Annotated in this window: 25 protein-coding genes, 1 other RNA gene and 1 riboswitch; of the genes, 21 read left to right on the top strand and 5 right to left on the bottom strand. The window is 41.3% G+C overall.

Going from position 1 to position 23,721, the window contains the following annotated elements; translation table 11 throughout:
• The first annotated feature begins 78 nt into the window (after positions 1-78).
• From AWT60_RS11715 to AWT60_RS11690, 6 genes are all read left to right on the top strand, one after another.
• Positions 79-249, top strand: a complete 171-nt coding sequence (locus tag AWT60_RS11715; protein WP_065214698.1) for a YpmA family protein — start codon at positions 79-81, stop codon at positions 247-249.
• A 12-nt stretch (positions 250-261) separates the two neighbouring features.
• A complete protein-coding gene (gene tseB, locus AWT60_RS11710; RefSeq protein ID WP_024422779.1) occupies positions 262-747 on the top strand; it encodes a cell wall elongation/penicillin-binding protein regulator TseB in 486 nt (161 codons plus the stop codon).
• A gap of 114 nt (positions 748-861) precedes the next feature.
• The gene (asnS, locus tag AWT60_RS11705) at positions 862-2,154 is read left to right on the top strand and encodes an asparagine--tRNA ligase (RefSeq protein ID WP_024428109.1); all 1,293 of its coding nucleotides are present in this window, start codon (positions 862-864) and stop codon (positions 2,152-2,154) included.
• A 99-nt stretch (positions 2,155-2,253) separates the two neighbouring features.
• Positions 2,254-2,958 carry a DnaD domain-containing protein gene (locus tag AWT60_RS11700; protein ID WP_041109596.1) on the top strand — a complete coding sequence of 235 codons (705 nt, stop codon included), beginning with the start codon at positions 2,254-2,256 and terminating at the stop codon, positions 2,956-2,958.
• Between the two features lie 17 nt (positions 2,959-2,975).
• Positions 2,976-3,638: an endonuclease III gene (gene nth, locus AWT60_RS11695; protein WP_024422776.1), complete on the top strand. Its 663-nt coding sequence runs from the start codon at positions 2,976-2,978 to the stop codon at positions 3,636-3,638.
• Positions 3,635-4,144 (top strand): YpoC family protein, encoded by a 510-nt coding sequence (locus AWT60_RS11690; protein ID WP_087975873.1) that lies wholly within the window; start codon positions 3,635-3,637, stop codon positions 4,142-4,144. Before nth ends, AWT60_RS11690 begins: the two co-directional genes overlap by 4 nt.
• A gap of 241 nt (positions 4,145-4,385) precedes the next feature.
• Here the strand turns inward: AWT60_RS11690 and AWT60_RS11685 are convergent, their stop codons facing one another.
• Both AWT60_RS11685 and recU read right to left on the bottom strand, forming a co-directional pair.
• The gene (locus AWT60_RS11685; protein WP_218677291.1) at positions 4,386-7,094 is read right to left on the bottom strand and encodes a PBP1A family penicillin-binding protein; all 2,709 of its coding nucleotides are present in this window, start codon (positions 7,092-7,094) and stop codon (positions 4,386-4,388) included.
• Between the two features lie 19 nt (positions 7,095-7,113).
• A complete protein-coding gene (recU, locus tag AWT60_RS11680; RefSeq protein WP_034280474.1) occupies positions 7,114-7,749 on the bottom strand; it encodes a Holliday junction resolvase RecU in 636 nt (211 codons plus the stop codon).
• A gap of 46 nt (positions 7,750-7,795) precedes the next feature.
• Here recU and AWT60_RS11675 point away from each other — a divergent pair, with 46 nt between their 5' ends.
• Positions 7,796-8,752 (top strand): DUF2515 domain-containing protein, encoded by a 957-nt coding sequence (locus AWT60_RS11675; protein WP_041109590.1) that lies wholly within the window; start codon positions 7,796-7,798, stop codon positions 8,750-8,752.
• A gap of 24 nt (positions 8,753-8,776) precedes the next feature.
• Here the strand turns inward: AWT60_RS11675 and sspM are convergent, their stop codons facing one another.
• Positions 8,777-8,881 carry an acid-soluble spore protein SspM gene (gene sspM / locus AWT60_RS11670; protein WP_024422772.1) on the bottom strand — a complete coding sequence of 35 codons (105 nt, stop codon included), beginning with the start codon at positions 8,879-8,881 and terminating at the stop codon, positions 8,777-8,779.
• 197 nt (positions 8,882-9,078) lie between these two features.
• On the opposite strand from sspM, the gene AWT60_RS11665 reads away from it, so the two are divergent.
• The 3 genes from AWT60_RS11665 (at position 9,079) to AWT60_RS11655 (ending at position 10,309) form a co-directional block, all read left to right on the top strand.
• Complete coding sequence (locus tag AWT60_RS11665; RefSeq protein ID WP_223251001.1) at positions 9,079-9,312, top strand: DUF5446 family protein; 234 nt, start codon at positions 9,079-9,081, stop codon at positions 9,310-9,312.
• Between the two features lie 49 nt (positions 9,313-9,361).
• Complete coding sequence (locus AWT60_RS11660) at positions 9,362-9,742, top strand: YppE family protein (protein ID WP_224426683.1); 381 nt, start codon at positions 9,362-9,364, stop codon at positions 9,740-9,742.
• 108 nt (positions 9,743-9,850) lie between these two features.
• Entirely contained in the window at positions 9,851-10,309 is a 459-nt protein-coding gene (locus tag AWT60_RS11655; protein WP_041109588.1) for a YppG family protein, read from the top strand.
• Positions 10,310-10,328: 19 nt separating this feature from the next.
• Here the strand turns inward: AWT60_RS11655 and AWT60_RS11650 are convergent, their stop codons facing one another.
• Complete coding sequence (locus tag AWT60_RS11650) at positions 10,329-10,748, bottom strand: Hsp20/alpha crystallin family protein (RefSeq protein WP_041109586.1); 420 nt, start codon at positions 10,746-10,748, stop codon at positions 10,329-10,331.
• Positions 10,749-10,917: 169 nt separating this feature from the next.
• On the opposite strand from AWT60_RS11650, the gene AWT60_RS11645 reads away from it, so the two are divergent.
• On the top strand, positions 10,918-11,424 hold the full coding sequence (locus tag AWT60_RS11645; RefSeq protein ID WP_024422767.1) for a PTS sugar transporter subunit IIA: 507 nt from the start codon (positions 10,918-10,920) through the stop codon (positions 11,422-11,424).
• Between the two features lie 53 nt (positions 11,425-11,477).
• Here the strand turns inward: AWT60_RS11645 and AWT60_RS11640 are convergent, their stop codons facing one another.
• A complete protein-coding gene (locus AWT60_RS11640; protein ID WP_226014581.1) occupies positions 11,478-12,596 on the bottom strand; it encodes an NADH-dependent flavin oxidoreductase in 1,119 nt (372 codons plus the stop codon).
• Between the two features lie 159 nt (positions 12,597-12,755).
• Here AWT60_RS11640 and AWT60_RS11635 point away from each other — a divergent pair, with 159 nt between their 5' ends.
• From AWT60_RS11635 to AWT60_RS11590, 10 genes are all read left to right on the top strand, one after another.
• Entirely contained in the window at positions 12,756-15,002 is a 2,247-nt protein-coding gene (locus AWT60_RS11635) for a DEAD/DEAH box helicase (protein ID WP_041109582.1), read from the top strand.
• Between the two features lie 24 nt (positions 15,003-15,026).
• A complete protein-coding gene (locus AWT60_RS11630) occupies positions 15,027-16,274 on the top strand; it encodes a ribonuclease H-like domain-containing protein (RefSeq protein ID WP_041109580.1) in 1,248 nt (415 codons plus the stop codon).
• A gap of 317 nt (positions 16,275-16,591) precedes the next feature.
• A complete protein-coding gene (locus AWT60_RS11625; RefSeq protein ID WP_218677290.1) occupies positions 16,592-16,831 on the top strand; it encodes a CotD family spore coat protein in 240 nt (79 codons plus the stop codon).
• A 48-nt stretch (positions 16,832-16,879) separates the two neighbouring features.
• Positions 16,880-17,422 carry an SLOG family protein gene (locus tag AWT60_RS11620; RefSeq protein WP_029706022.1) on the top strand — a complete coding sequence of 181 codons (543 nt, stop codon included), beginning with the start codon at positions 16,880-16,882 and terminating at the stop codon, positions 17,420-17,422.
• Positions 17,423-17,497: 75 nt separating this feature from the next.
• A complete protein-coding gene (gene gpsB, locus AWT60_RS11615; RefSeq protein ID WP_012010336.1) occupies positions 17,498-17,803 on the top strand; it encodes a cell division regulator GpsB in 306 nt (101 codons plus the stop codon).
• A gap of 60 nt (positions 17,804-17,863) precedes the next feature.
• Positions 17,864-18,250, top strand: an RNA gene (rnpB, locus tag AWT60_RS11610) — RNase P RNA component class B.
• Between the two features lie 108 nt (positions 18,251-18,358).
• Positions 18,359-19,513: a THUMP domain-containing class I SAM-dependent RNA methyltransferase gene (locus tag AWT60_RS11605; RefSeq protein WP_034623490.1), complete on the top strand. Its 1,155-nt coding sequence runs from the start codon at positions 18,359-18,361 to the stop codon at positions 19,511-19,513.
• Positions 19,514-19,618: 105 nt separating this feature from the next.
• The gene (locus AWT60_RS11600) at positions 19,619-19,816 is read left to right on the top strand and encodes a hypothetical protein (RefSeq protein WP_024422762.1); all 198 of its coding nucleotides are present in this window, start codon (positions 19,619-19,621) and stop codon (positions 19,814-19,816) included.
• A 75-nt stretch (positions 19,817-19,891) separates the two neighbouring features.
• A complete protein-coding gene (locus AWT60_RS11595; protein WP_075623375.1) occupies positions 19,892-21,829 on the top strand; it encodes an ATP-dependent DNA helicase in 1,938 nt (645 codons plus the stop codon).
• A gap of 125 nt (positions 21,830-21,954) precedes the next feature.
• The gene (locus tag AWT60_RS11590; protein WP_218677289.1) at positions 21,955-23,460 is read left to right on the top strand and encodes a carboxypeptidase M32; all 1,506 of its coding nucleotides are present in this window, start codon (positions 21,955-21,957) and stop codon (positions 23,458-23,460) included.
• A gap of 136 nt (positions 23,461-23,596) precedes the next feature.
• Positions 23,597-23,696, top strand: a riboswitch (purine riboswitch).
• The last annotated feature ends 25 nt before the right edge of the window (positions 23,697-23,721 follow it).

Below are 23,721 nucleotides of genomic sequence, written 5' to 3'. Positions count from 1 at the left end.
TTCCGTTGTAAAAATAGTATCGGTTCCCGTGCAGAAAAGTATGTCTAACAATATTTACGTACCGAGGAGGAATTAGAAGTGGAAAGTAAAATAGAGGTACTTTCAACTGTTCAAATTAAGCATTCAGAAGACCTATACAAAATCGTTGATTTATTGAACAGAACGCTTAAAAGAGAAGATCTCATGTTTGGATTAGCATTAGATCAAGAAGACCAAAATCAAGCGGTATTTACGATATATCGCACATAGGGGAAGCTTGACATGAAAAAAATAGTCTGGATTATTTCATCTGTAGTGGCTCTCGTTCTGCTTATTGGCATCATCAGCTTTACGTGGATTTATCAAATTGCCATGGGACAAAGAGAACAAGGGCATGAAGCAGCGATCGAACGAGCAAAAGAACAAGCAAACATCGTACAAGTGGAGCAAGTGGAAACCTTTGTCGGGAAAGAAAAACAATTTATTGTTGAAGGGAAAAACAAACAGAATGAAACGACCTACGTTTGGGTTCCTGCCAGCAAAAAAGAAAAAGTGATCGCAAAAAAAGCAAAAGAAGGCATTACCTCGAATCAAGCAGTACAAGCCGTTCAAAAGGAGAACACGGTCTCTAAGCTAAAAGAAGTCAAATTAGCGAGAGAAGGTGACGTACTTCTTTGGGAAGTGACATACTTAAATGAAAACAATCAATATAGCTTCAGCTATGTCGACTTCTCGACAGGACACGTGGAAAAAAATTTAACACCGTAGTTTCTCCTGTCTTGCGTTGACCATGCTGATTTAGAACGGTTATAATAAAATGTATGAAAAAAGATTCACACCTGTCTAAAGGTGAGTTTCTTTCTGGCTTTGGAGGGAATTATGTTGAAAACAACGATTAATCAAGTGTTCAAACACGTCGATCAAGAAGTAACCATCGGCGCATGGATTGCCAATAAACGTTCAAGCGGAAAAATTGCATTTTTGCAGCTGCGTGACGGGACAGGCTTTATTCAAGGAGTCGTAGTAAAAGCAGAAGTGGAAGAGGAAGTCTTTAAGCTTGCGAAATCAGTCACTCAAGAAACATCTGTCTATGTAACAGGTCAAGTGACAAAAGATGAGCGTTCACCGCTAGGTTTTGAATTGCAAGTGAAATCCATTGAAGTGATTCATGAAGCGACAGATTATCCAATTACACCAAAAGAGCATGGAACAGAATTCTTAATGGATCATCGTCATTTATGGCTTCGTTCTAAAAAACAGCATGCCATTATGAAAATCCGTAACGAAATTATTCGTGCTACATATGAATACTTCCATCAAGAAGGTTTCGTGAAAGTAGATCCGCCAATTTTAACTGGAAGTGCACCTGAAGGCACAACGGAACTGTTTGCTACGAAATATTTTGATGAAGATGCATACCTTTCTCAAAGCGGTCAGCTTTACATGGAAGCTGCAGCAATGGCACTCGGAAAAGTATTCTCATTTGGCCCAACATTTAGAGCTGAAAAATCTAAAACAAAACGTCATTTAATTGAGTTTTGGATGATCGAGCCGGAGATGGCTTTTGTCGAATTCAATGAAAACCTTGAGTATCAAGAAAATTATGTGTCTCATGTTGTTCAAAGTGTACTTGAAAACTGTAAAGTGGAGCTGCAAACACTAGGCCGTGATACAGCAAAATTAGAAAATATCAAAGCACCATTCCCGCGCATCACTTACGATGAAGCGATTAAATTCTTGCAGGAAAAAGGCTTTGATGATATCGAATGGGGAGATGATTTCGGCGCGCCTCACGAAACTGCGATCGCCGAAAGCTATGATAAACCAGTGTTTATCACTCATTACCCAACATCATTAAAACCGTTTTATATGCAGCCAGCACCGGATCGTGAAGATGTTGTCCTTTGTGCAGACTTGATTGCACCAGAAGGCTACGGAGAGATTATTGGCGGTTCTGAGCGTGTTCATGATTTAGAGCTTCTTGAAGCAAGATTGAAAGAACATGGGCTTGATCAGGAAACTTACAAATGGTATACAGAATTAAGACAATATGGTTCTGTGCCGCATTCAGGTTTTGGTCTTGGACTTGAACGTACAGTTGCTTGGATTAGCGGAGCGCCGCATGTGCGTGAAACCATTCCTTTCCCAAGATTATTAAACCGTTTATACCCTTAAGACGTGAAAGCCTCCAACAAATGGAGGCTTTTTCAAACGTCTTTTTAGAGGGGCACGTGAAATAAAACGTGATATACTTAAAATGAAGAGGTGTATCCGATGAATAGGCAGCAATTTATTAATATGCAGCAAATGGGGTCGACAAGTTTGCCTAATTTGCTGATTGCTCATTATGAGCAGTTAGGACTGAATGAATCACAGATGATGGTGATGCTCAAGATTAAAATGAATGAAGAACAAGGCGTTTTCTTTCAAACATTTGAAGAGCTTTCTCAAGGCATGACCATTTCAGCGGAAGAGTGCGCGTATATGGTTCAGCATCTGATTCAAAAAGGATTTATCTCGATTCAGCCATTTGAAGACAGGTCTGGTATTCAGCATGACCGGTACTCAGTAGAACCTTTATGGGGCGTGCTGTATGACTTTTTAGAAGCAAAACAGGCGAAAGAAGCGCAAAAACATCATGTGCAGGCTGAAAAATCTTTATATGCTTTATTTGAAGATGAATTCGGCAGGCCGCTGTCACCTCTTGAAGGAGAAACACTTTCGATCTGGATGGATCAAGACCATCATGATGCTGAGATGATTCGGCTAGCACTAAGAGAAGCCGTTTTATCAGGGAAATTAAATTTCCGTTATATTGATCGAATTTTATTTGAGTGGAAAAAGAAAGGGCTGAAAACAGCGAAAGAAGCAAAAGAACATAGCCAGCATTTCCGTTCTCAGCAGAAAACGCCACCTTCAAACGAAGAGACGTCCACTTATAAACGACAAGTTCCTTTTTATAATTGGCTGGAACAATAACCAATAAAGGAGAAGGCATGTTATCAAAAAAACAAATCAATGAGTGTTTAGATATTATAGGAGATATGTTTCCAGAGGCTGAGTGTGAGCTTGTTCATGCCAACCCATTTGAGCTTGTGATTGCTGTTGCGCTCTCTGCTCAATGTACGGACGTGCTTGTAAACAAGGTCACCAAAACGTTATTTCAAAAATATAAAACACCAGAAGACTATTTAAGTGTACCGCTTGAAGAACTGCAGCAAGATATTCGCTCGATTGGTCTTTATCGAAATAAGGCTAAAAACATTCAAAAGTTGAGCAAAATGCTGATTGAAGAATATGGCGGTGAAGTACCAAAGGACCGGGACGAGCTTGTTAAGCTTCCTGGGGTTGGCCGGAAAACAGCAAATGTCGTCGTTTCAGTCGCTTTTGGGGTACCGGCAATAGCAGTAGATACACACGTAGAACGAGTCAGTAAACGTCTAGGCATCTGCCGCTGGAAGGATTCTGTGCTTGAAGTAGAGCAAACCTTGATGAAAAAGGTGCCAAAAGAAGATTGGTCTGTGACGCATCACCGTCTGATCTTTTTTGGGAGATATCATTGTAAGGCGCAGCGGCCGCAGTGCGAATCGTGTCCACTTCTTGATATGTGCAGAGAAGGGCAGAAGAGGCTGAAAAAAGGATTGGTGAAGCTGGCATGAGCGGGGCAGCTGTTTTCACCTCATATGTCGAAAAGCTAAAAGAAAAAAAGGTAGAGATTAAAGGTGATCGAGTAGCTATACTGAGAGCCAATCCGCTCGCATATGATCTATCTTCAGAACCTTTAACAGACGAGCTTCCATGGCAGGAAACTGAAGAATTTGTTCCTGTGATGTTTGAGCTGTGGAACGAATTAAAAGAAAAAATGCTTCCTCGTTTCCAAACAAGAAAATCCCGCTGTGAAGAAGATGATATGCTGCAAGGAATCGTCAGTATGATTGCGATGTTTTACTGGATCAAAGGGGAGAGTGTCCAAACGTTTGAATGGGAACATATCAAGCAAGAGACATTTCCTGTTGCTCCGATTAATTGGACGGAACGTTTAGAGTTCATTTTGCTAAAACCAACTCAATATCACTGTTTTATTCAATTGGACGAGCTATACATGGAATTAAAAAAGCAGTATGGAAAATTCGAAGCACTTAAGAAAATCAGACAGCAGCGTTAAAAAAAGCACTTGCCATAGGAGGCAAGTGCTTTCAAGCGTGTAGACAAACCCTCGCATTCGTTGTCAGTCCTGCGCTCCGGTGCTCACGAATGTTAAATTCGCTCCGCTCCGATGCTCGTCCTTCCTAGACTGCAAAGGTTTTCTATCACGCTGAAAAGAAGACAAAGGGCTAAAATAAAGATCATTTTAGCCCTTTGTCAACAATCTTAAAGCACTTGCCAAGGAGGCAAGTGCTTTTTCATTATTCATCTTCTTTTCGAGAAGTAGCATTTGATTGCGAATTGGAACTTTGAGAGTTGGCTTTCTCATCATCTTTCTTTTTATCTTTATTATCAGTTTGCGAGTTGCTGTTCCCATTTGTACTGTCTGAGCCATCATCTGAAGAACCATTATTTCCGTTTTCTGTATTTCCGCCTTGGTCCTGATCTTTATCTTGATCTTTTTTGTCATCAGGCTTTTGCTCATCAGTGCCAGGGGGCTGATTTTTGTTATCGTCTGTTTGGTCTGTCTGCTCGTCGTCAGGCTGCTGCGGTTCTTCTTCTTCTTTATTCTCATCATCCGCTTTTTCTTCCTCATCTGCGTCATCCTTAATGGTGAGGAAGGTAGAAGCCGCTTTACTTGTGACATCATCTACAGTGGCTGTCACTTGGAATTTATATGTGGAGCCAGGCTTCACATCAGAGATGACCGCTTCTTTAGCAGAGCTGTTTTGAATCTCTTTATAGCCGCCATTATCAACCGCTTGCTTGACATTAAATGTAGCATCAGCGTCGTCAGAATAGCCCCAAGTCAGTGTGATGGATTTTTTCTCTTCATCATACACCGCTTTTAAATCAGAAGGCTTATCGGCTTCTTTTTTCTCGTATGTGTCAGACACTTTTGTTGGAACCGTTCCTTTAACAAAGTATTCTGTTGTCTTCTTGTCACTTGGTGTATTCGGTCCGGCTAATTTCGCTGGATCCGATCCTTTTTCAACCGTTGCTTCAACGACACTGTCTGGTTTTTCAAACGATCCGCTTCCATCATCAATTTGAGAGATTAATCGCTGGAAGACGACTTTGGCAACACGCTGCTCATAATCATTCAGCCATATTTTGCCGTCTGCATCTTTTGAATTACCGATTCCAGTCCAAACGGCCGCTGTATATTGCGGCGTATAACCGACAAACCACGAATCTTTCGCACCGCCAGAAGGAATATTGTGTTTATTAATATCATCTTGTGTAAAGTTCGTTGTACCTGTTTTACCAGCTACTTGAACGTTCGGTACTTGTGCAAGTGTACCAGTTCCAGATTGGACAGCAGTTTTCAGCATATCTGTAATCATAAATGCTGTGTAATCACTCATTGCTGCTTTTGAGTCCGGCGTAAGGTCAAGCTTTGTCCCGTCATTAAATTCAACAGATGTGACAGCGTGCGGTTCATTATAGTATCCGTTATTGCCGAACGCACTAAATGCACCTGCCATTTTTAATGAAGACACACCATCTTCAAATCCACCAATTGAATAAGATTCTGGAATATCAGAAGGTAAGTCCATGCCTAAATTATTAGCAAATTGAGCGGCATTGGCTGAACCAGCTTCTTGGAATGCTTTAAGTGCAGGGATGTTACGCGATTGTGCCAAAGCGCTTCTCATCGACATTTTACCTAAATGTCTTCTGTCAAAGTTGTTAATCGGTGTACCATCCGAGTACGTATACGGTGCATCATCAATTTGCTGATATGTTGACCATTTTTTGTTTTCAATGACTGGGCCGTAATCTAAGATCGGTTTGATTGTGGACCCTGGCTGGCGTTTTGCATCCGTCGCATAGTTAAACCCGCCGGCTGGTACATCACGTCCACCGCCAATGGCACGAATTTCACCATTTTTCGTATCAAGCAGGGTCACACCCGCCTGCATCCCTTTCGTAAATCCAACTGAATCTCCATTGATGATATCATTTAGATGATCCTGTGCATTTCGATCAAGTGAAGTATAGATTTTTAATCCATCAGTTGATGCATCCACTTTGGCTTTTTTCTGTACTTCTTCCATCACTTCTTCAATGTAGGCAGAGTACTTACTAGAGTTTTGGCTCTTATATTTACTAGCTGAAACAACAGTCTTGCTGACAGGGGTTGCTTTTGCAACGTCATAATCTTTTTCTGAAATGTAGCCTTGTTTTTTCATAAGGCTTAAAACGATATTACGGCGTTTTTCCGCTGCCTCGGGATGTTTCACTGGGTTATAGGCAGAAGGACTCTGCGGCATCCCTGCAAGTGTGGCAGCCTGTGCAACGGTTAGTTTATTTAAATCTGTGACTCCGAAAAATTGTTCAGCTGCTTTCCCCACACCATAAGCATAAGGAGAGAAGAAAATACGGTTTAAATACATTTCTAAAATTTCATCTTTAGAGTATTTTTGCTCGAGCTGAATTGAGAGCCATACCTCCTGTACTTTCCGTTTTAACGTCTTTTGATTACTTAGGAGGGAGTTTTTCACAACCTGCTGTGTAATGGTACTTCCGCCTTCAGCACCAAAGCCGTCCTCAACGTTTGCGACAAGGGCACCGCCGATACGGATTGGATCAATCCCGTGGTGCTTATAAAAACGTGCATCTTCAGTCGCAATAAACGCATCTTTTACCACATCGGGTATATCTTTTATCGAGACATACGTTCTTTTTTCTGCACCAACTTCTGCAAACACTTTCTTGTCTTTATCATAAAGCTTTGAAGAGTATGGTGTTTTAAGCTTACTATCATCAATAGAAGGAGCGCTTGATGCAAAAACGGCAAAAGTTGTGATTCCGGCAACTAAACAAAGTAGACCGATCACGAGTAAAGATAAAAATATTTTTTTAAATAGACCTGCTTTCTTTTTGCCTTTTTTGTTCTTTTGCTTCTTATTGTTTTCTTGACTTGCTTTACGTCGCTGTTCACGACTTGTAAATTGATCAGACATCACATCTCAACCTTTCGTGTTAAACCTTTTTCGAACGTAATTGCTGCTTGCTTTCATCCGAAAAATGAAGTGTCTCCACTACTTTAATATAATCAATTCTTGGCGAATATCCAAGTGTCATTATGTGGCCAGCTTCCATTAATTCGTCTTTGCTAATAGATTTACGGCCGTTTTTCTTCTGCCGCTCCCAGAAGAAAAAGAGATCTGAAGCGGGCAAATAATAAACGGAGCCAAAAGCGGATATAATAACGAAACAAATGCCGCCTTGCTTTTCAACCTGTTTCATATGCTCAATTTGATGGTCGTGGAAATTTTTGAGCGGAAACGAGGTAGTGCTTTTGGTTTCCTTTGCTTCAAAATCGATATAGCGGCCTTTGTATACCCCGTTATAGTCTGTTGTGGATGATTGTTTAAAATAGGCTTCTTTAATGACAGCAGCACTTCTTTTTGGATAATCCACATTCACAATTTGAACTGGGGTAGGCTTTTTATGAATGACTGCGATCCCGTTGACCAAATAGTATTGGTTCGTTTCATTTAAATCAGCCTCAAGCGTCATCCCGCGGTTACTATAAGAGGATTCGCCGCTGATTCTTTTTTTTGTCCCAATTTGTTGAATGGGCTGATACGATTTTCCGTTTGGATACCGAATCATCAAGTTTCAGCCTCCTTTTAATGCATTTTGTATTGGAGAGATCACCATGTTGTCCCAAGAAGAGCACATCATCACTCAGCAAATTTTGCGTGAAACGAAAGCAAAAAATAAAGACAACCTGACGAGGACAAATGCTTACAAGCGCTTTTATGACCGGCATCCAGAGATGAAATGGTCGCTGCTCGCTTCCTTTGTCTCGAGAAATGCTGGGTGGTCCATGACGGATTTAAAGGGCGAGCTCTTCCATCCAGGTTTAACGGATCAGCAGGGGCACCTTTTTTTCACAGCATATGAAAGAGCGAATTGGCTGATCTTTTCGGATGCTTACCCTCAGCTTCTTTTGTATGAATGGTCTAAAAGGTGCAGTAAACCTTTGTTTCATCTGCTTCCTTATTTCTCCGTGTCTCGTTTTATGAGTGCTGAGTGGGAACGTTTCTGGCTAAAGCGTGACACAGAGCGTCTGCTTTATGCACTCATCATAAATGAACAATATACTATACAATCTCCTATTATACAAAATCCTCTTCTGAAAAAGAATGTTTTTCACTCGATTCAATATCTTTTCAGCGAGTGGGGACATTTCCAAACCGTTGTTTTTCCAACGGTGGACGGGCATTTGTACGGCTTAACCATACGGAAGTTTTCCAATGTAAAGGAACGCATTACATTAGGTAAAAAACTAGCGAAACTATTATTTCGAGCCGATTTGTTTTCGGATTTTTATCATTTTTTGCATACCGTTCCGCATACGGGGTCTCGGTTTGATTTTGAGCCGTTTTTAGGGATCGCTAGAAGGTCAACACCTTTTCTTCGGACGGTTTATCCGGTGATGACACATTCATTAGACGATCTAAGGGAAGATTGGTTTCAAAAGAAATTGAGTCCATCTTTATTTGAGGCAGAGCCGCTGCCAAAGCAGATTGATCTGACCGACTGGTATTTTCATAAAAAAAGACAGCTTCGTTTTCTTTTCTCATTAGAGCACTATTTTTTGCATAAATAAAAAGCAGGGGGTGCCTGCTTTTTTTTACGTAGATGGACGATTAGGACCGCCGAGCTTTTTATCCAGCTGATCTGGACTGTTTTCTTTCCCTTTTGGCTTTTGCTCTTTTGGTGCTGGCTGCTTTTTCATGAAATCTACCTCCTTTTGTCCTTAGAATTTACACAATCGGACGCAATCATACAAAGAAGGACAAGCATCTGTCGAAAAGGAAGAAATAGCGCTTATCTACACTTAGATTGGCGATTTGCTTCTAGTTTTGTCATGTGTGAAGGAGGGGGAGAAAGAAAAGAGAATGTAACGAGAGACAATAAAGGAGGAATCTGATGATGAGCGAATTTGTATCAAAAGAATCCATTATGCAGTTGTTAGAGGAAATCGAGCGGAAAATTGATGCGGTGGAGGAAGAGCTGTCTCTTGCTGTGAAGCAGACGAAACGTGCAGCGATAGAAGAGCAAGAACAAATAATTGACCGGCTTGAATCAGAAGTAAAGGACTGTGAAGTGAAGCTTCATGCAGCCGAGTATAAACTGGCAGCAAGACCGGCATATCACGCCGGATAGCTTTTCTATTTGAGCAATAGGTAAACGTTTGATAGGATGGTTCATAGAGGTGAACACTTTGGATAATCAAACATTACTTGAACATACACAAAACTTGAGAATATGGATCGAAGAAGCGTATGAGCAGTACCAAAAGGGAAAGGCTGAAGAGGAGTACCCATCGTATGATTTTTATACGGATATTCAGCCGGCCGTTGTTACATTTGATCAGAAAATGGAGGAGTGGCTCACCGCTGCGATCTCGTTTATTGAGCAGGCCAAACCTAGATATTTACACCAAGAACAGCTTGAAGCCGTAAAAGAAAATGGTAAAGAGGTTGTCCTGCAATCTTATTTTGGTAAACAGCACGCGCCCCGTGTGAAAAATTTAGTTGAGTCAGTGGTTTACACTCTGAACCTTTTAATAGAAGAAATCAAAAAGCGCAGCTAAAGACATGATGCTGCGTTTTTCTTATGGCTTCTTTAGGCACATCTTCTGCTCTTGGTCATAATATATGAGTGACATCAATATGTGTTGAGAGCGAGAGGAGCGAGATAAATGTTCCCTTATTCAAACCAGCAGCCTTATGAATTCAATCAATTCAAGCAAAGGCCTTTTCCGTATTCAGAGATGCAGCAGCAGCCTCCGCAGCCTCCAGACTATTTCATGCCGCCGTATCAAGGTGGAGGGGGAATGAATCAGGCACCTTCTACTGTTTATCAGCCGCCTTATGGATACCAAGAAAACGTGCCGCTTATGCAGCCGCCTGAAGCGATGAATCCACCCCAAATGCAGCCACCAGGCATGATGCCCATGCAGCCGCCTATGAATCCTTATCCTTTGCCAAGGCCGCAAAAACAGCAGCCATCTCAATTTAAAAGTGTGCTGTCACAATTCAAAAAGTCAAATGGGCAATACGATTTTAACAAAATGTTTGATACAGCTGGCCAAATGATGAGTACAATGAATCAAGTAGGCTCATTGGCGAAAGGATTTACAAGCATTTTTAAAGCATAGCTAAACCCAATAGATTGATCTATTGGGTTGTTTGCTTTGGCGCAGACACATGAAGCGATTGATCTTTCCACACACTCTTCATTTTCGTTTCATCTATTTTTGCCGGCATTAAAATGGTTTTGGTAAAGCTTGAATACGAAGAAGTCGTATCCGTTTTGATTTTTTCCTGCACTGATAAGTGTAAATATTGGGCTTTTACTTCTAGCGCAATATCCCCTTCGACAAAATGGTCTGGAAATTGAATCTCGATATACACATTTTGTTCATCCTCTGTCACATCGGTCGTAATGGATGCAAGTGAATGCGATGTGGTCATGAGTGCCTCTGCACTATTTAAAATCTCGTGAAACGGGGAGGATGCAAAAAATTGTTCAATCGCTTCATATAGCATATCTTCATTTGCCAGCATTTCATGTTTCTTTTCGCCTTCATGTTTCATCTGAATCACCTCTCATCTACAGCCTATGCAGAGGGGGCTCAGGCGGTTATCAATTGATGAGAGGAAAAAATTATGATTAAATAGTGTTGAATGAAGCAAGGTGTATGGGCGTAAAGTTTCATACACGAAATAGATTTAGGAAGCAAAGCTTGAAGGGAGCAAATTGACATTGCTGAAAAAACTATTCGGTTTCGGAAAAAACCAAGATGATGTAAAGGAAGAAGTCATTTATTCTCCAGTTGATGGAGAGTTAATGGATATGACTGATGTACCAGATCCCGTCTTTTCTCAAAAGATGATGGGAGACGGCGTAGCAGTAAAACCAAAAAGTGGGACGATTGTGTCACCAGTAGAGGGTGAAATCATTCAGCTCTTCCATACAAAACATGCAATTGGCATTCGAACACTCTCAGGGCTTGAGCTTCTGATTCATATCGGACTTGAAACAGTTGGGTTAAATGGTGAAGGATTTGAAGCGCACATGAAAGAAGGGGATAAGGTGAAAATCGGGGATCCTCTTATTACGTGTGATTTAGAACTGATTGAAGAGAAAGCGTCAAGTACAGTGACACCGATTGTGATTATGAACGGTGACCTTATCGAACGACTTGATAAAGAACCAAAAGGCTCTGTAGAAAAGCAGACGTCCAAGCTCTTTACAGTGAAAATGAAATAGTTCATGAAAAAAACTACCCATTGATAGGGTAGTTTTTTATTGAGCTGGGGACATTAATCCTCCATTGGAACCCAGCCTTGACTCGCTTCCATGACAGACCACAATCCTTCTGGAATGAGATACTTGTCTTTTTGGCTGCGTTTAATGACGGTTTCAATCTCTTGTTCTCTGCCTTCTTTAATTTTCTTTGCCCAATCTGGGTCGACGATCAGCTCTCGTGCGACAGCGATGAGAGGAATTCCTTGATTGTAAGCATGGAGTGCATCTTCAGCTGTAATGACGCTGCCTACTCCAATAAGCGGAAGAGCATCGCCGCAGCGTTCTTTTAGCAGTTCCATACGTGTCTTATTAGAATCTGCGCCTCGTCTTGCTTTAGAGCCAATCTCCATTAAAGAGATATGCAAATAATCGAGGCTTTTTGTTTTGAGGACATCCACTAATGTAAACGTCTCTGTCATTGTTAAACCAGGAGTTTCTGGCTCTTCAGGAGATAATCGGTATCCAAAGATAAACGGTTTAGCCGCATGTTCTTTAATGGCCTCTTTAACTGCATCTACAACAGCAATAGGGAAAGCTAAACGTTTTTCTTCGTTTCCTCCCCATTGATCAGTACGCTCATTGCTATGCGGTGAGTAAAATTGCTGTAATAAATAACCGTTTGCCCCGTGAATTTCCACGCCGTCAAACCCTGCTTGAACCGCTCGTCTTGTTGCTTCTTTAAAGGAGTCGATAATATGAGTAATTTCCTCTTCTTTTAAAGCGCGTGCAATTTGTTTTCCATCTTTAAACACATCACTTGGCGCAACCACATCACCGTTTGGAACTAAATGAGGGAGGGCCTGAGAGCCGCCGTGATGAATTTGAATAATGGCTTTTGTTCCTTTTGCCTGGATAGCTGCAGCCAGTTTTTTCAGGCCTGGTATATCTTCATCTCTTGCGATAGAAGGCTGTCCTTCAAATGCCTTCCCATCTGGAGTCACATTCGCACATGCTGTAATCACCATGCCCATTTCACTTGATCTAGCTGTAATGAAGTCAATTTCGTCTTTTGAAATGGTGCCGTCGTCATGAGAACCAAAGTGTGTCATTGGAGCAACCACTAACCGGCCATCAATAGAGGCGCCTCCTGGAAACGTAAATGGTTCAAACAAAGGCTTAAATTCGTTTTTCAATCTGATCATCTTCTTCCTTGATAAAATCATTTCACTTTAGAAGTGTAATAGATATTGTTACAACAGTTCAAAGTATTTGCTCATAAGTCTGCATCAAAAAATTGCCGCCTAGTCATGCAAACAAATATTCGGTACACTAGAATGAGAGGTGGACGCAATATGAAAAAGAAAACAATGAACGAACTGATAGAAGAATTAAAGAAAGACGAACAGATAGAACATTGGCATGAAATTGAAGCAAAGCCTGCACAGACCTCACCCGTTCCTGAAAGAGTGGACGACAGGCTAAAAAAGGCGCTTGAAAAACGAGGCGTGAAAGAGCTGTATATTCATCAAAAGGAAGCCTTTGAACGTGTAATGGATGGTGAGCATGTAGTGACTGTTACACCAACAGCTTCAGGTAAAACGCTTTGCTACAATCTGCCTGTTCTTCAGTCGATCGCAGAAGACCAGACAAACCGCTCTCTTTATTTATTCCCAACAAAAGCGCTCGCGCAGGATCAAAAGAGTGAACTGAACGAGATCATCCACGAGATGGATGTTCCGATTCATAGTGAAACATATGACGGGGACACCTCCCCGGCCATTCGGCAGCGAGTCAGACAAGCAGGACATATTGTCATCACAAACCCAGATATGCTGCATTCAGCTATTTTGCCTCATCATACGAAATGGGTCAGCTTATTTGAGAATTTGAAGTATATTGTCATTGATGAGCTTCATACATATCGAGGCGTATTTGGCAGTCATGTGGCTAATGTGATTCGCAGGTTAAAACGAATTTGTGCATTTTATGGAAGTGATCCAATTTTCATTTGTACTTCAGCAACGATTGCAAATCCAAAAGAGCTGGCGCAGCAGCTCACAGGGAGCAAAGTGCATCTTATTGAACGAAACGGAGCGCCTAGCGGTAAAAAGAATTTTGTGTTTTATAACCCGCCAGTGGTGAATAAACCATTAAATATTAGACAAAGCGCTGCCACTGTCGTCAACCAATTGGCTAAAACATTTTTAAAAGAAAAAATTCAAACGATCGTTTTTGCTAGAAGCAGAGTACGAGTAGAAGTGATTTTAAGTCATATTCAAGAGCTTGTGAAAAAAGAAATCGGTCCAAAATCGATTCGCGGGTATCGAGGAGGCTATTTGCCAAAAGAGCGGCGCGTGATTGAAAAGGGGTTAAGAGAAGGAGACATTCTAGGTGTCGTCAGCACAAACGCACTAGAATTAGGGGTTGATATAGGTCAGCTAAAGGTATGCATTATGACGGGGTATCCTGGCAGTGTAGCGAGTACATGGCAGCAGGCAGGACGTGCTGGAAGGCGTCATGAGGAGGCGCTCATTATCATGGTGGCAAGCTCCTCACCCCTTGATCAATATATTGTCAGACACCCTGAATATTTCTTTAATAGACCGCCTGAAGCAGCCAGAATCAATCCTGAAAATCTCATTATTTTAGTGGATCATCTAAAATGTGCTTCCTACGAGCTGCCATTTCGGACGGATGAACAGTTTGGCGGCATGGAAGTAGAAGACATTTTGCAATACTTACATGAGGAAGGGGTTCTTCATTTTAGTGGGAACCGGTATTATTGGTCAGATCAATCGTTCCCAGCGCATGGCATCAGCCTGCGGTCTGCAAGCCAGGAAAATGTGGTAATTGTGGATCAATCCGACGTAGCGAATGTTCGGATTATTGGAGAGATGGATCGATTCAGTGCAATGACACTGCTTCATGATGAGGCGATTTATTTACATGAAGGGGTTCAGTATCAAGTAGAAAAGCTAGATTACGAGCATTTGAAGGCTTATGTGAAACAAGTAGATGTAGAATACTATACAGATGCTAATTTAGCTGTTCAGCTCAAGGTGCTGGAAATCGACCAGACAACAGAGAAAGAAGCGGTATCTGTTCACTACGGTGATGTGACTGTCAACGCAATGCCAACAATTTTCAAAAAAATCCGGCTCAGTACCGGTGAAAATATCGGCTCTGGTCCAATTCACCTACCTGAAGAAGAAATTCATACGAGTGCGGCTTGGTTTGAATTACATGATGCAGAGCGGAGATTTGAAGAGAAAACACTTGAACAGCTGCTGCTTGGCATTGCAAATGTTCTTCAGCACATTGTACCTGCTTTTGTGATGTGTGACCGCTCAGATATTCATGTTGTTTCACAAATTAAAGCGGCACATACCGGGAAACCGACAGTCTTTTTATATGACCACTACCCTGGCGGAATCGGTTTAAGCAAAGAAGTCCAAGCTCGTTTCGATGAAATAGCAGGTGCAGCCATTCAGCTGATAGAGCGGTGCCGCTGTGAGAACGGCTGTCCATCCTGCATTGGCATGGAAATGAAAGAGGTGAGCGGAAAAAGCAGCATTGTTGAATTGATGTCTGTATTTTAAGGGAAAGGAGGAAGGCACCTACTTATGTCTTTAAAAGGGAAATTAAATCGAATGAAGAAGCACCTATCGCACAACCAGCCAAATGAAAAACGGCAAAAAGCAGTGGAAGGGCAACCTCAGCCTGTAACGGCCGAAAACATCCCATTTTTAAAGGAATGGGAGCAATTGGGTGCAGCTCCTTATCACTTTGAGGATTCCTTTTGTCTCATTCGAGAAGTCACCTATTCATTAGAAGACAAGCATGGACTCTACTCGTTTGCGGAACTGCCAAAGATCATCGAGGCTTGGAACAAAAGCGGCATCCAGCATTCTCTATCGGCTAAAGGTTACAAGCCGCATGAACTGTTTTTCTTTGATACAGAAACAACTGGATTATCTGGCGGAACGGGAAATATGATCTTCTTGCTAGGACATGCGCGGGTCTTTGCTGACAAAGTAGTGGTGAAACAGCACCTGCTCACAAATCCGGGAAATGAAGCAGCTCTTTATAAAAGTTTTCTCGATGAAGTGAACGTAGAATCACTCGTTACATATAATGGAAAATCATTCGATTGGCCGCAAGTGAAAACGAGACATACTTTGTTGAGAGATCAAATCCCTGCGCTTCCAGAGTTTGGCCATTTTGATCTTCTGCATGGGTCAAGACGGTTGTGGAAGCATAAATATGAACGAATGGCGCTGTCTGTGGTTGAAAAAGAAGAGCTGCACGTTCTCAGGGAAGGAGACACACCGGGTTTTTTGGCACCGATGATCTATTTTCACTTTTTAAAGGAACAAAATCCGAAGCTCATTGAAGGGATTTTGACTCATAATGAATTAGACGTCCTTTCGTTAATCAGCCTCTACATTCATCTATCCAAAAAAATTCTATCTATGGATGCGGTAAAGGAGCACGATGAGAAATACGCGCTGGCTAGGTGGCATCTTGCGCATCGTGATGTACAGGAAGCTACGAAGCATTTGCGGGAATTAACAGGTGCTGATTTTGAACATGCCAATCAGGCGGCTTTTGATCTCTCCTTACAATATAAACGGCTAAACGAGTGGGATGAAGCAGTTCGAATTTGGGAAACATTATTTGAATCAAGTGATGTCCATTTAGCATTAAAAGCGGGCATAGAGCTTGCGAAGTTTCAGGAGCATCGCCAAAAAGATGCAAGATCAGCTCTTTCCATCACGGAATCTTTATTATCTTTCTCTTCATTAAGCGAACGAGACACGAAAGAGCTTGAGAAGCGCAAAAAACGGCTATTGAGAAAAGCTGGGCAATGAACTATTTATTGCCCGGGAAAGCGCAAAAAATGACAACGTTCGGCTCTCGGCCGAAAATAAAAATTGTTTAGCACTTTTATTGTAGAAAGGCCGCGAATCCTGTAAAATAGCGTTAGAAATTGAATGAGGAGCGTAGAGCATGTATAAGGGTCTTTTCTACTTGTTTTTTCTTGTGGTCATTTTGGTCGCTTTTGTGTTTTCAAACTATAAAGATATTTTTCTTGCCAACTTTTAAAATAGGTTAATGCATTAGTACATGTACACCTCTTAATTCATACATTGTTAATGTAAGAAAATAAAGGAGAGGGGAATGCTACATGTACCATCATCATCATCATTGCCATCCAAATGTTACACAGCCAATTGTTCATCCGACGAATCATTGCTGTACACACAGCGAGTCAACAACAATTGTGCCGCATATCCACCCGCAGCATGTGACAAATGTTCACCACCATAATTTCCAACATGTTCACTACTTCCCGCATACGTTTTCTCAGATGGACCCGGCAACACATCAACACTTTAACTGCGGTGGACCTTGCTGTAACAGATAAAGTTAATGGGACTTTAATAAGTCCCATTTTTTAAAAGCAGGTGAAAAAATGAAAATTATTGCTGTCACAGGGTACAAGCCGTTTGAGCTTGGGATATTCAAACAAGACGAGCCTGCACTTCAATACATAAAAGCGGAGCTTCAAAAAAGGCTGACAGCCCTTATCGAAGAAGGTCTGGAATGGGTTCTCATATCAGGCCAGCTTGGGGCAGAAATTTGGACAGCCGAAGTGGTGTTTGAGCTTCAGGAGGAATATCCAGCGTTAAAACTTGCAGTTATTACGCCTTTTTATGAACAGGAAGAGCGCTGGAATGAACAAAACAAAGAGTTGTATGAAGGAATTCTTGCACAGGCCGATTTTGTAGAAAGTGTCACGCATAGACCGTACGAAAGTCCGGCACAATTTAAACAAAAGAACCGCTTTTTTATTGAAAAAACAGATGGCCTTCTCGTCTTATATGATCCCGAGCATGAGGGATCGCCGAAGTATATGATCAGGGAGGCGGAAGCCTATACCGATTACCCGATTATGTACATCACGATGGATGATCTAAGAGCGCAGGTTGAGGCGGAAGATCCGTTTTTTGATTAAAAGCAAGAGAAAATTTGACAACGTCACGTATTTCTGAAAAAATATACTATGAATTCACGATATGAGGTGAAAAAGATGCTTGCTGATAAAGTAAAGCTTTCTGCGAAAGAAATTTTAGAAAAAGAATTTAAAACAGGTGTCAGAGGGTACAAACAAGAAGAAGTCGATAAATTTTTAGATATGGTCATTAAAGACTATGAGACCTTCAACCAAGAAATCGAAAAACTTCAACAAGAAAACCTCCACTTGTCAAAACAGCTTGAAGAAGCAGTTGAACAAGGGAAAAGACAGCCTGCACAGTCTAATACAACAAACTTTGATATTTTAAAAAGACTATCGAACCTTGAGAAACACGTTTTCGGCAGCAAACTTTATGATTGAGTCTTGCTGAAAAAGCTTGTGTCAGATGTCATTGTCGTTTATAATAACGCTTATTGATTAACGTTCGGGTAATCGCTGTAATGCTATTTAGGGCATTGCAGAGGAAAGTCCATGCTCGCACGGTGCTGAGATGCCCGTAGTGTTCGTGCCTGGCGAAAAAATAAGCCAGGGCAGCCTGGGAAAGGCTGACGGCAGGAAAAATGCCTACGTCCTTTTTAGGATATGGCAAAGTATCCTTGAAAGTGCCACAGTGACGAAGTCTCACTAGAAATGGTGAGAGTGGAACGCGGTAAACCCCTCGAGCGAGAAACCCAAACTTGGTAGGGGAACTTTCTCAAAGGAACCAAACGGAGAGAAGGACAGAGAATTCTGTAGATAGATGATTACCACCTGAGTACGAGGCATTTGCCGTTTGCAGTACGATGGAACAAAACATGGCTTACAGAACGTTAAATCCGTTATAATAAACATGATGAAACAAAGCTCTCCTATTTCAACATATGGAGAGCTTTTATCTTGAATACATAAAAGGACGAGAAAACAGGTGATAAATCAATGAAAACCTATACACTCATCGCAACAGCTCCAATGGGAATTGAAGCAATTGTTGCAAAAGAAGTAAGAGACCTTGGCTATGAGTGCACAGTCGACAACGGAAAAGTGATTTTCAAGGGGGATGCTCTTGCGATTTGCCGTGCAAACCTTTGGCTGCGCACAGCAGACCGAATTAAGGTACAAGTTGCTGAATTTTCGGCAAAAACATTTGATGAGCTTTTTGAACGGACAAAGGCGATTGACTGGGCCGCTTTTTTACCAAAAAACAGTACGTTTCCTGTCATTGGGAAATCTGTGAAATCTCAGCTTGCCAGTGTGCCGGACTGCCAGCGCATCGTCAAAAAAGCCATTGCGCAAAAGCTTAAATCCTCCTACAACATTCAGTCTGAATGGCTTGAAGAGACGGGACCTGAATATAAAATCGAGATCGCTCTTTTAAAAGATAAAGCGGTTCTTACGCTTGATACATCTGGTGTAGGTCTTCATAAACGCGGATACCGCATGGATCAAGGCGGAGCACCTATTAAAGAAACGCTTGCTGCTGCGCTCGTCTTATTAACGAACTGGACACCTGACCGTCCGTTTGTTGATCCTTTCTGCGGATCAGGAACAATCGCCATTGAAGCAGCGATGATAGGACAAAACATTGCCCCAGGATTTAACCGGGATTTTGCGTCTGAATCATGGGAATGGATCGGTGAAGACGTATGGAACAAAGCGCGTGTGGAAGTAGAAGAAAAAGCAAACTATGATCAGCCGCTCCGCATCATTGCAAGTGACATCGACCATCGTATGGTAGACATCGCAAAAATGAATGCAGAAGAAGCAGGACTGAGTGAACTGATTGAGTTTAAACAAATGCAAGTAAAAGACTTTCAAACAAAAGAAGAGTACGGTGTGATTGTCGGAAATCCTCCTTACGGTGAACGACTGAGTGATAAACCAGCAGTTGAAAAAATGTATCAAGGAATGGGTGAAGCGTTTAAGAACCTAGATACATGGTCCATTTACATCTTAACGTCACACGAAAAATTCGAAGAGTGCTTCGGAAGAAAAGCGACGAAAAAGAGAAAACTGTTTAATGGATTTATTAAAACAGACTATTATCAATATTGGGGAAAACGCCCGCCTAGAAAGCAACCAACCGAATCGTAATAAAAGGCCGCACCGAAAGAAGGTGCGGCTTTTTTGTACTGAAAAGGTATAACTCTCAGCGAGACGGAATAAACTGAACTTGATTTTAAAAAAAGAGGTGTCTTCATGATTCATTATGATCAAATTCAGTTAATCCAAAAAGCACTCGCTTCGACTGCTCAAGAAATTGAAGGGCATGAAGGTGGACAATCTGCTCAGCTTACGGCGGCCATCGAAGATTTGGCGCTGGCTCAGGCATACATAGAACGTTCTGAGCATGCATTTTTAATGAAGGAAAGCTATCAACATCGCCTGCGCTCATAAAAAAAGATTGTTTTTCCCCAGCGTAAATGGTACTATTGAATGTCTGAATGATTCAAAAGTTGGGGGTTGAAGCAGGTGACAGCATCTCGTTTGCCTTTTTCATTATCAAAAGAACACAATTTTTACGAAGAACTGGGCAACTGGATTGGTGATGTGTTTTATGACATTTTGCCAGAAAAGGGCTTTGATCTTCGAGATGAACAAATATTTATGGCTTTTCAACTAGAAAGAGCCTTTAAAGAAAAAAGTGTGATGTTTGCCGAAGCTGGGGTAGGCACAGGCAAAACCATCGTCTATCTATTATTTGCCGTCACATATGCAAGGTATACAGGGAAGCCTGCGATTATTGCATGTGCAGACGAAACGTTAATTGAACAGCTCGTTAAACAAGAAGGTGATATCTATAAAATTGCCAATCACCTTGATATTCAAATAGATGCGAGATTAAGTAAATCGCATGATCAATATTTATGCTTAAAGAAGCTGGAGAAAACGATGCAGCGTGAAGATGATGAAAAGTGGCTCGATATTTATGAATCACTGCCTTCATTTGTTCATGAATCACATGGCATGCAAACCTTTTATCCGTATGGCGATCGAAAAGAGTATCCAGAGTTATCAAATGATGAATGGTCACGAATTGGCTATGACTCGTTTCAGGACTGCCTGACGTGCGATATGCGTCATCGCTGCGGTCTGAATTTATCAAGAGATCATTACCGGAAAGCGACAGATCTCATCATCTGTTCACATGATTTTTACATGGAGCATGTGTGGACAAAGGAATCCCGGAAACGTGAGGGCCAGCTTCCGCTGCTTCCTGAGCATAGCTCCGTCGTATTTGATGAGGGACATCTTCTCGAGTTTGCCGCACAAAAAGCGTTAACGTACCGAGTGAAGCAATCAACGCTCGAAACATTTTTGGAACGTCTTTTGCAAAACGACATACGCGAAGAATTTGCAGAGCTTGTTGAAGATGCACTTGCAACAAACGATGAGTTCTTTTATCTCTTAAAAACGCATGCCAAAGAAGTCAAAGGCTCGCACCGGCTTGAAATTGGGCGTGTCGATGAGGTGAAGCGTTCTGCAAGTGAATTGTGTGACTTGCTTGAAAAAATCGGAGAAGCGCTCGTGTTTGAATCTGAGATGTATACGATCGATCAATACGAATTATCTGTTGTGGAAGAATACATTGAACAAATGGCGTATTCTTTATCGCTTTATCAAAAAAATGCCATTAGCTGGCTGGAAAAACAGGAATTAGATACAACATTTGTTGTGATGCCGAAGACGGTCGCAGAGGTGCTTGGCGAAAAAGTATTCTCGCAAAAAAGACCATATATTTTCTCTTCCGCTACATTGTCTGAGAATCAATCCTTTGATTATTTAGCTGAAAGTCTCGGGATTAAAGATTACTTATCAATGAGTGTCGCTTCGCCATATGATTACGATGAACAAATGAAGATTTATTTCCACGGAATTCAGCAGCTCACTGAGCAAGAGGCAAAAGCACAGCAAGTGATCACTCAGCTGAAAGAAAATGGAGGACGATCTCTGATTCTATTCCCTTCATTTGATGAACTTCATTTCTTTAGAAAACAACTTGAAGCAGCAAATGAATCACTGCCGTTTGACGTATATTTTGAGGGAGACGAGGAAATCAGCACGATTGTTCAAAAGTTCCAAGCTGATGAGACATCCGTGTTATGCTCAGTTCATCTGTGGGAAGGGCTTGATATTCCAGGTGAATCATTAACGAATGTGATCATCTGGGGACTTCCTTATCCGCCGCATGATCCAGTATTTGAAGCGAAACGGAATGAAGCAAAGGATGCACATGCTGAAGTTGACCTTCCGTATATGCTGCTTCGCTTACGCCAAGGGATCGGAAGACTGATCCGGACAAGCCAAGATGCAGGAAGCATTCATATTTACTTTGATCGTAAGGAAGATACTGAGCTTCAAAGTAAAATTGAATCCGTCCTGCCAGTGAAGCCCATCATCATATCTTAAATAGGTGAAAACTTGCAAATGAGGAGGATACCATGGTGTATCCTCCTTTTTCATTGACAAAAGAACATTCATTGAAGTAGCCTTGAAACGTACATACATATTTTATTGATTGGGGGAACAAACGCATGAGTCTTGAAGCAACTGAGAAAGCGTTTTATCAATTACTAGGGAAAATCGCCCATTATACAGAGGCGCTCCATCTACTTTATTGGGACTCTAGAACACAAGCACCTAAAAAAAGTGCGGATTTTAGAGCTGAAACGATCGGTCAATTATCAAGTGATATTTTTAATATGAAGACTTCTGATGAAATGAGAGATCTTCTTCTAGCATTAAACAAACATCGAGATGAGCTGTCAAAAGATACACAGAAGGCGCTCGAATTATCACAAAAAGAGTATGATGAAAACATTAAAATTCCGAAAGAAGAATTTAAAGAATACTCGATTTTACAATCAAAAGCGGAGCATGTTTGGGTAGAAGCAAGGGAGAAATCAGACTTTTCACTCTTTGCACCATACTTAAAACAGCTTATTGACTTTAACAAGCGCTTCATCCAATATTGGGGCGTGAAAAAAACGCCTTATGATGTGCTGCTCAATAACTATGAGCCAGATATGACGGTTGAACAGCTTGATCAAAAGTTTGGTGCACTTCGTGACGCTATTGTTCCTCTTGTGAAAAAAATCGAAGCCTCACCTAATAAGCCAGATACTTCATTTTTATCGAAAAGCTTCCCAATCGATAAACAAAAGGAATTGAGTCTCTTTTTCTTAAAAGAATTAGGATATGACTTTGACGCAGGCCGTCTTGATACAACAGTCCATCCATTTGCTGTAACGTTAAGCAGAGGTGACGTACGTGTGACGACCCGTTATGATGAGCATGATTTTCGAATGGCGATCTTTGGAACGATTCATGAATGTGGTCATGCGATCTATGAGCAAAACATTGATGAAGCACTGAGCGGAACACTTTTATGTGATGGGACTTCGATGGGTATCCATGAATCACAGTCTCTTTTCTTTGAGAACTTTATCGGCAGACACGAAGATTTCTGGAAAACGTATTATCAAAAGCTGCAAGAAGCTTCTCCTGAGCAATTTAAAGATGTTTCTTTAGAAGACTTTGTGCATGCAGTGAATGAATCGAAGCCGACTTACATTCGAATTGAAGCCGATGAACTGACGTATCCGCTTCACATTATCATCCGCTATGAAATTGAGAAAGCGATTTTCAATGAAGAAGTAGCAGTTGAAGATCTGCCTGCACTTTGGAATGAAAAATATCAAGCGTATCTTGGCATTACGCCTCCTAATGATGCACTCGGTATCTTGCAGGATGTTCACTGGTCTGATGGAAGCTTTGGCTATTTCCCTTCATATGCCCTTGGTTATATGTATGCAGCGCAATTAAAGCAGCAAATGATCAAAGATTTACCAAATTTTGATGAGCTCATTCAAACTGGGTCTTTTGCACCGATAAAAGCATGGCTGACGGAACATGTTCACCAGCATGGTAAACGGAAAAAGCCATCTGAAATCATTCAAGATGCAACAGGCGAAGAATTAAATGTTCAATATTTAATCGACTACTTAACGGATAAATATACGAAACTGTATTTATCATAAAAGAAGGGCACCCTTTCATGAGAGGGGTGCTTTTTTGATGCTTGAATATTCTAAAAACGAACATTTTGTTCTGATCTATTATTTAAGTTCGGTATTTTTCTAGAAAAGTGCTTTCCAAGCGTCTGAAATCTTGTTATAATTTGAACACTATAACACTCATATAATCGCGTGATGATGGCACGCAAGTTTCTACCGGACACCGATAAGGTCCGACTATGAGTGAGCAAAATGAAACAGCTCTTGTTTGAGCTGAAGATCCGT

Source organism: Bacillus sp. F2HM (assembly GCF_019266135.1).
Taxonomy (GTDB): Bacteria; Bacillota; Bacilli; order Bacillales; family Bacillaceae; genus Bacillus; species Bacillus safensis.
Note: the sequence above shows the minus strand (reverse complement) of the source record. Positions and strands in the feature narration are given on the sequence as shown.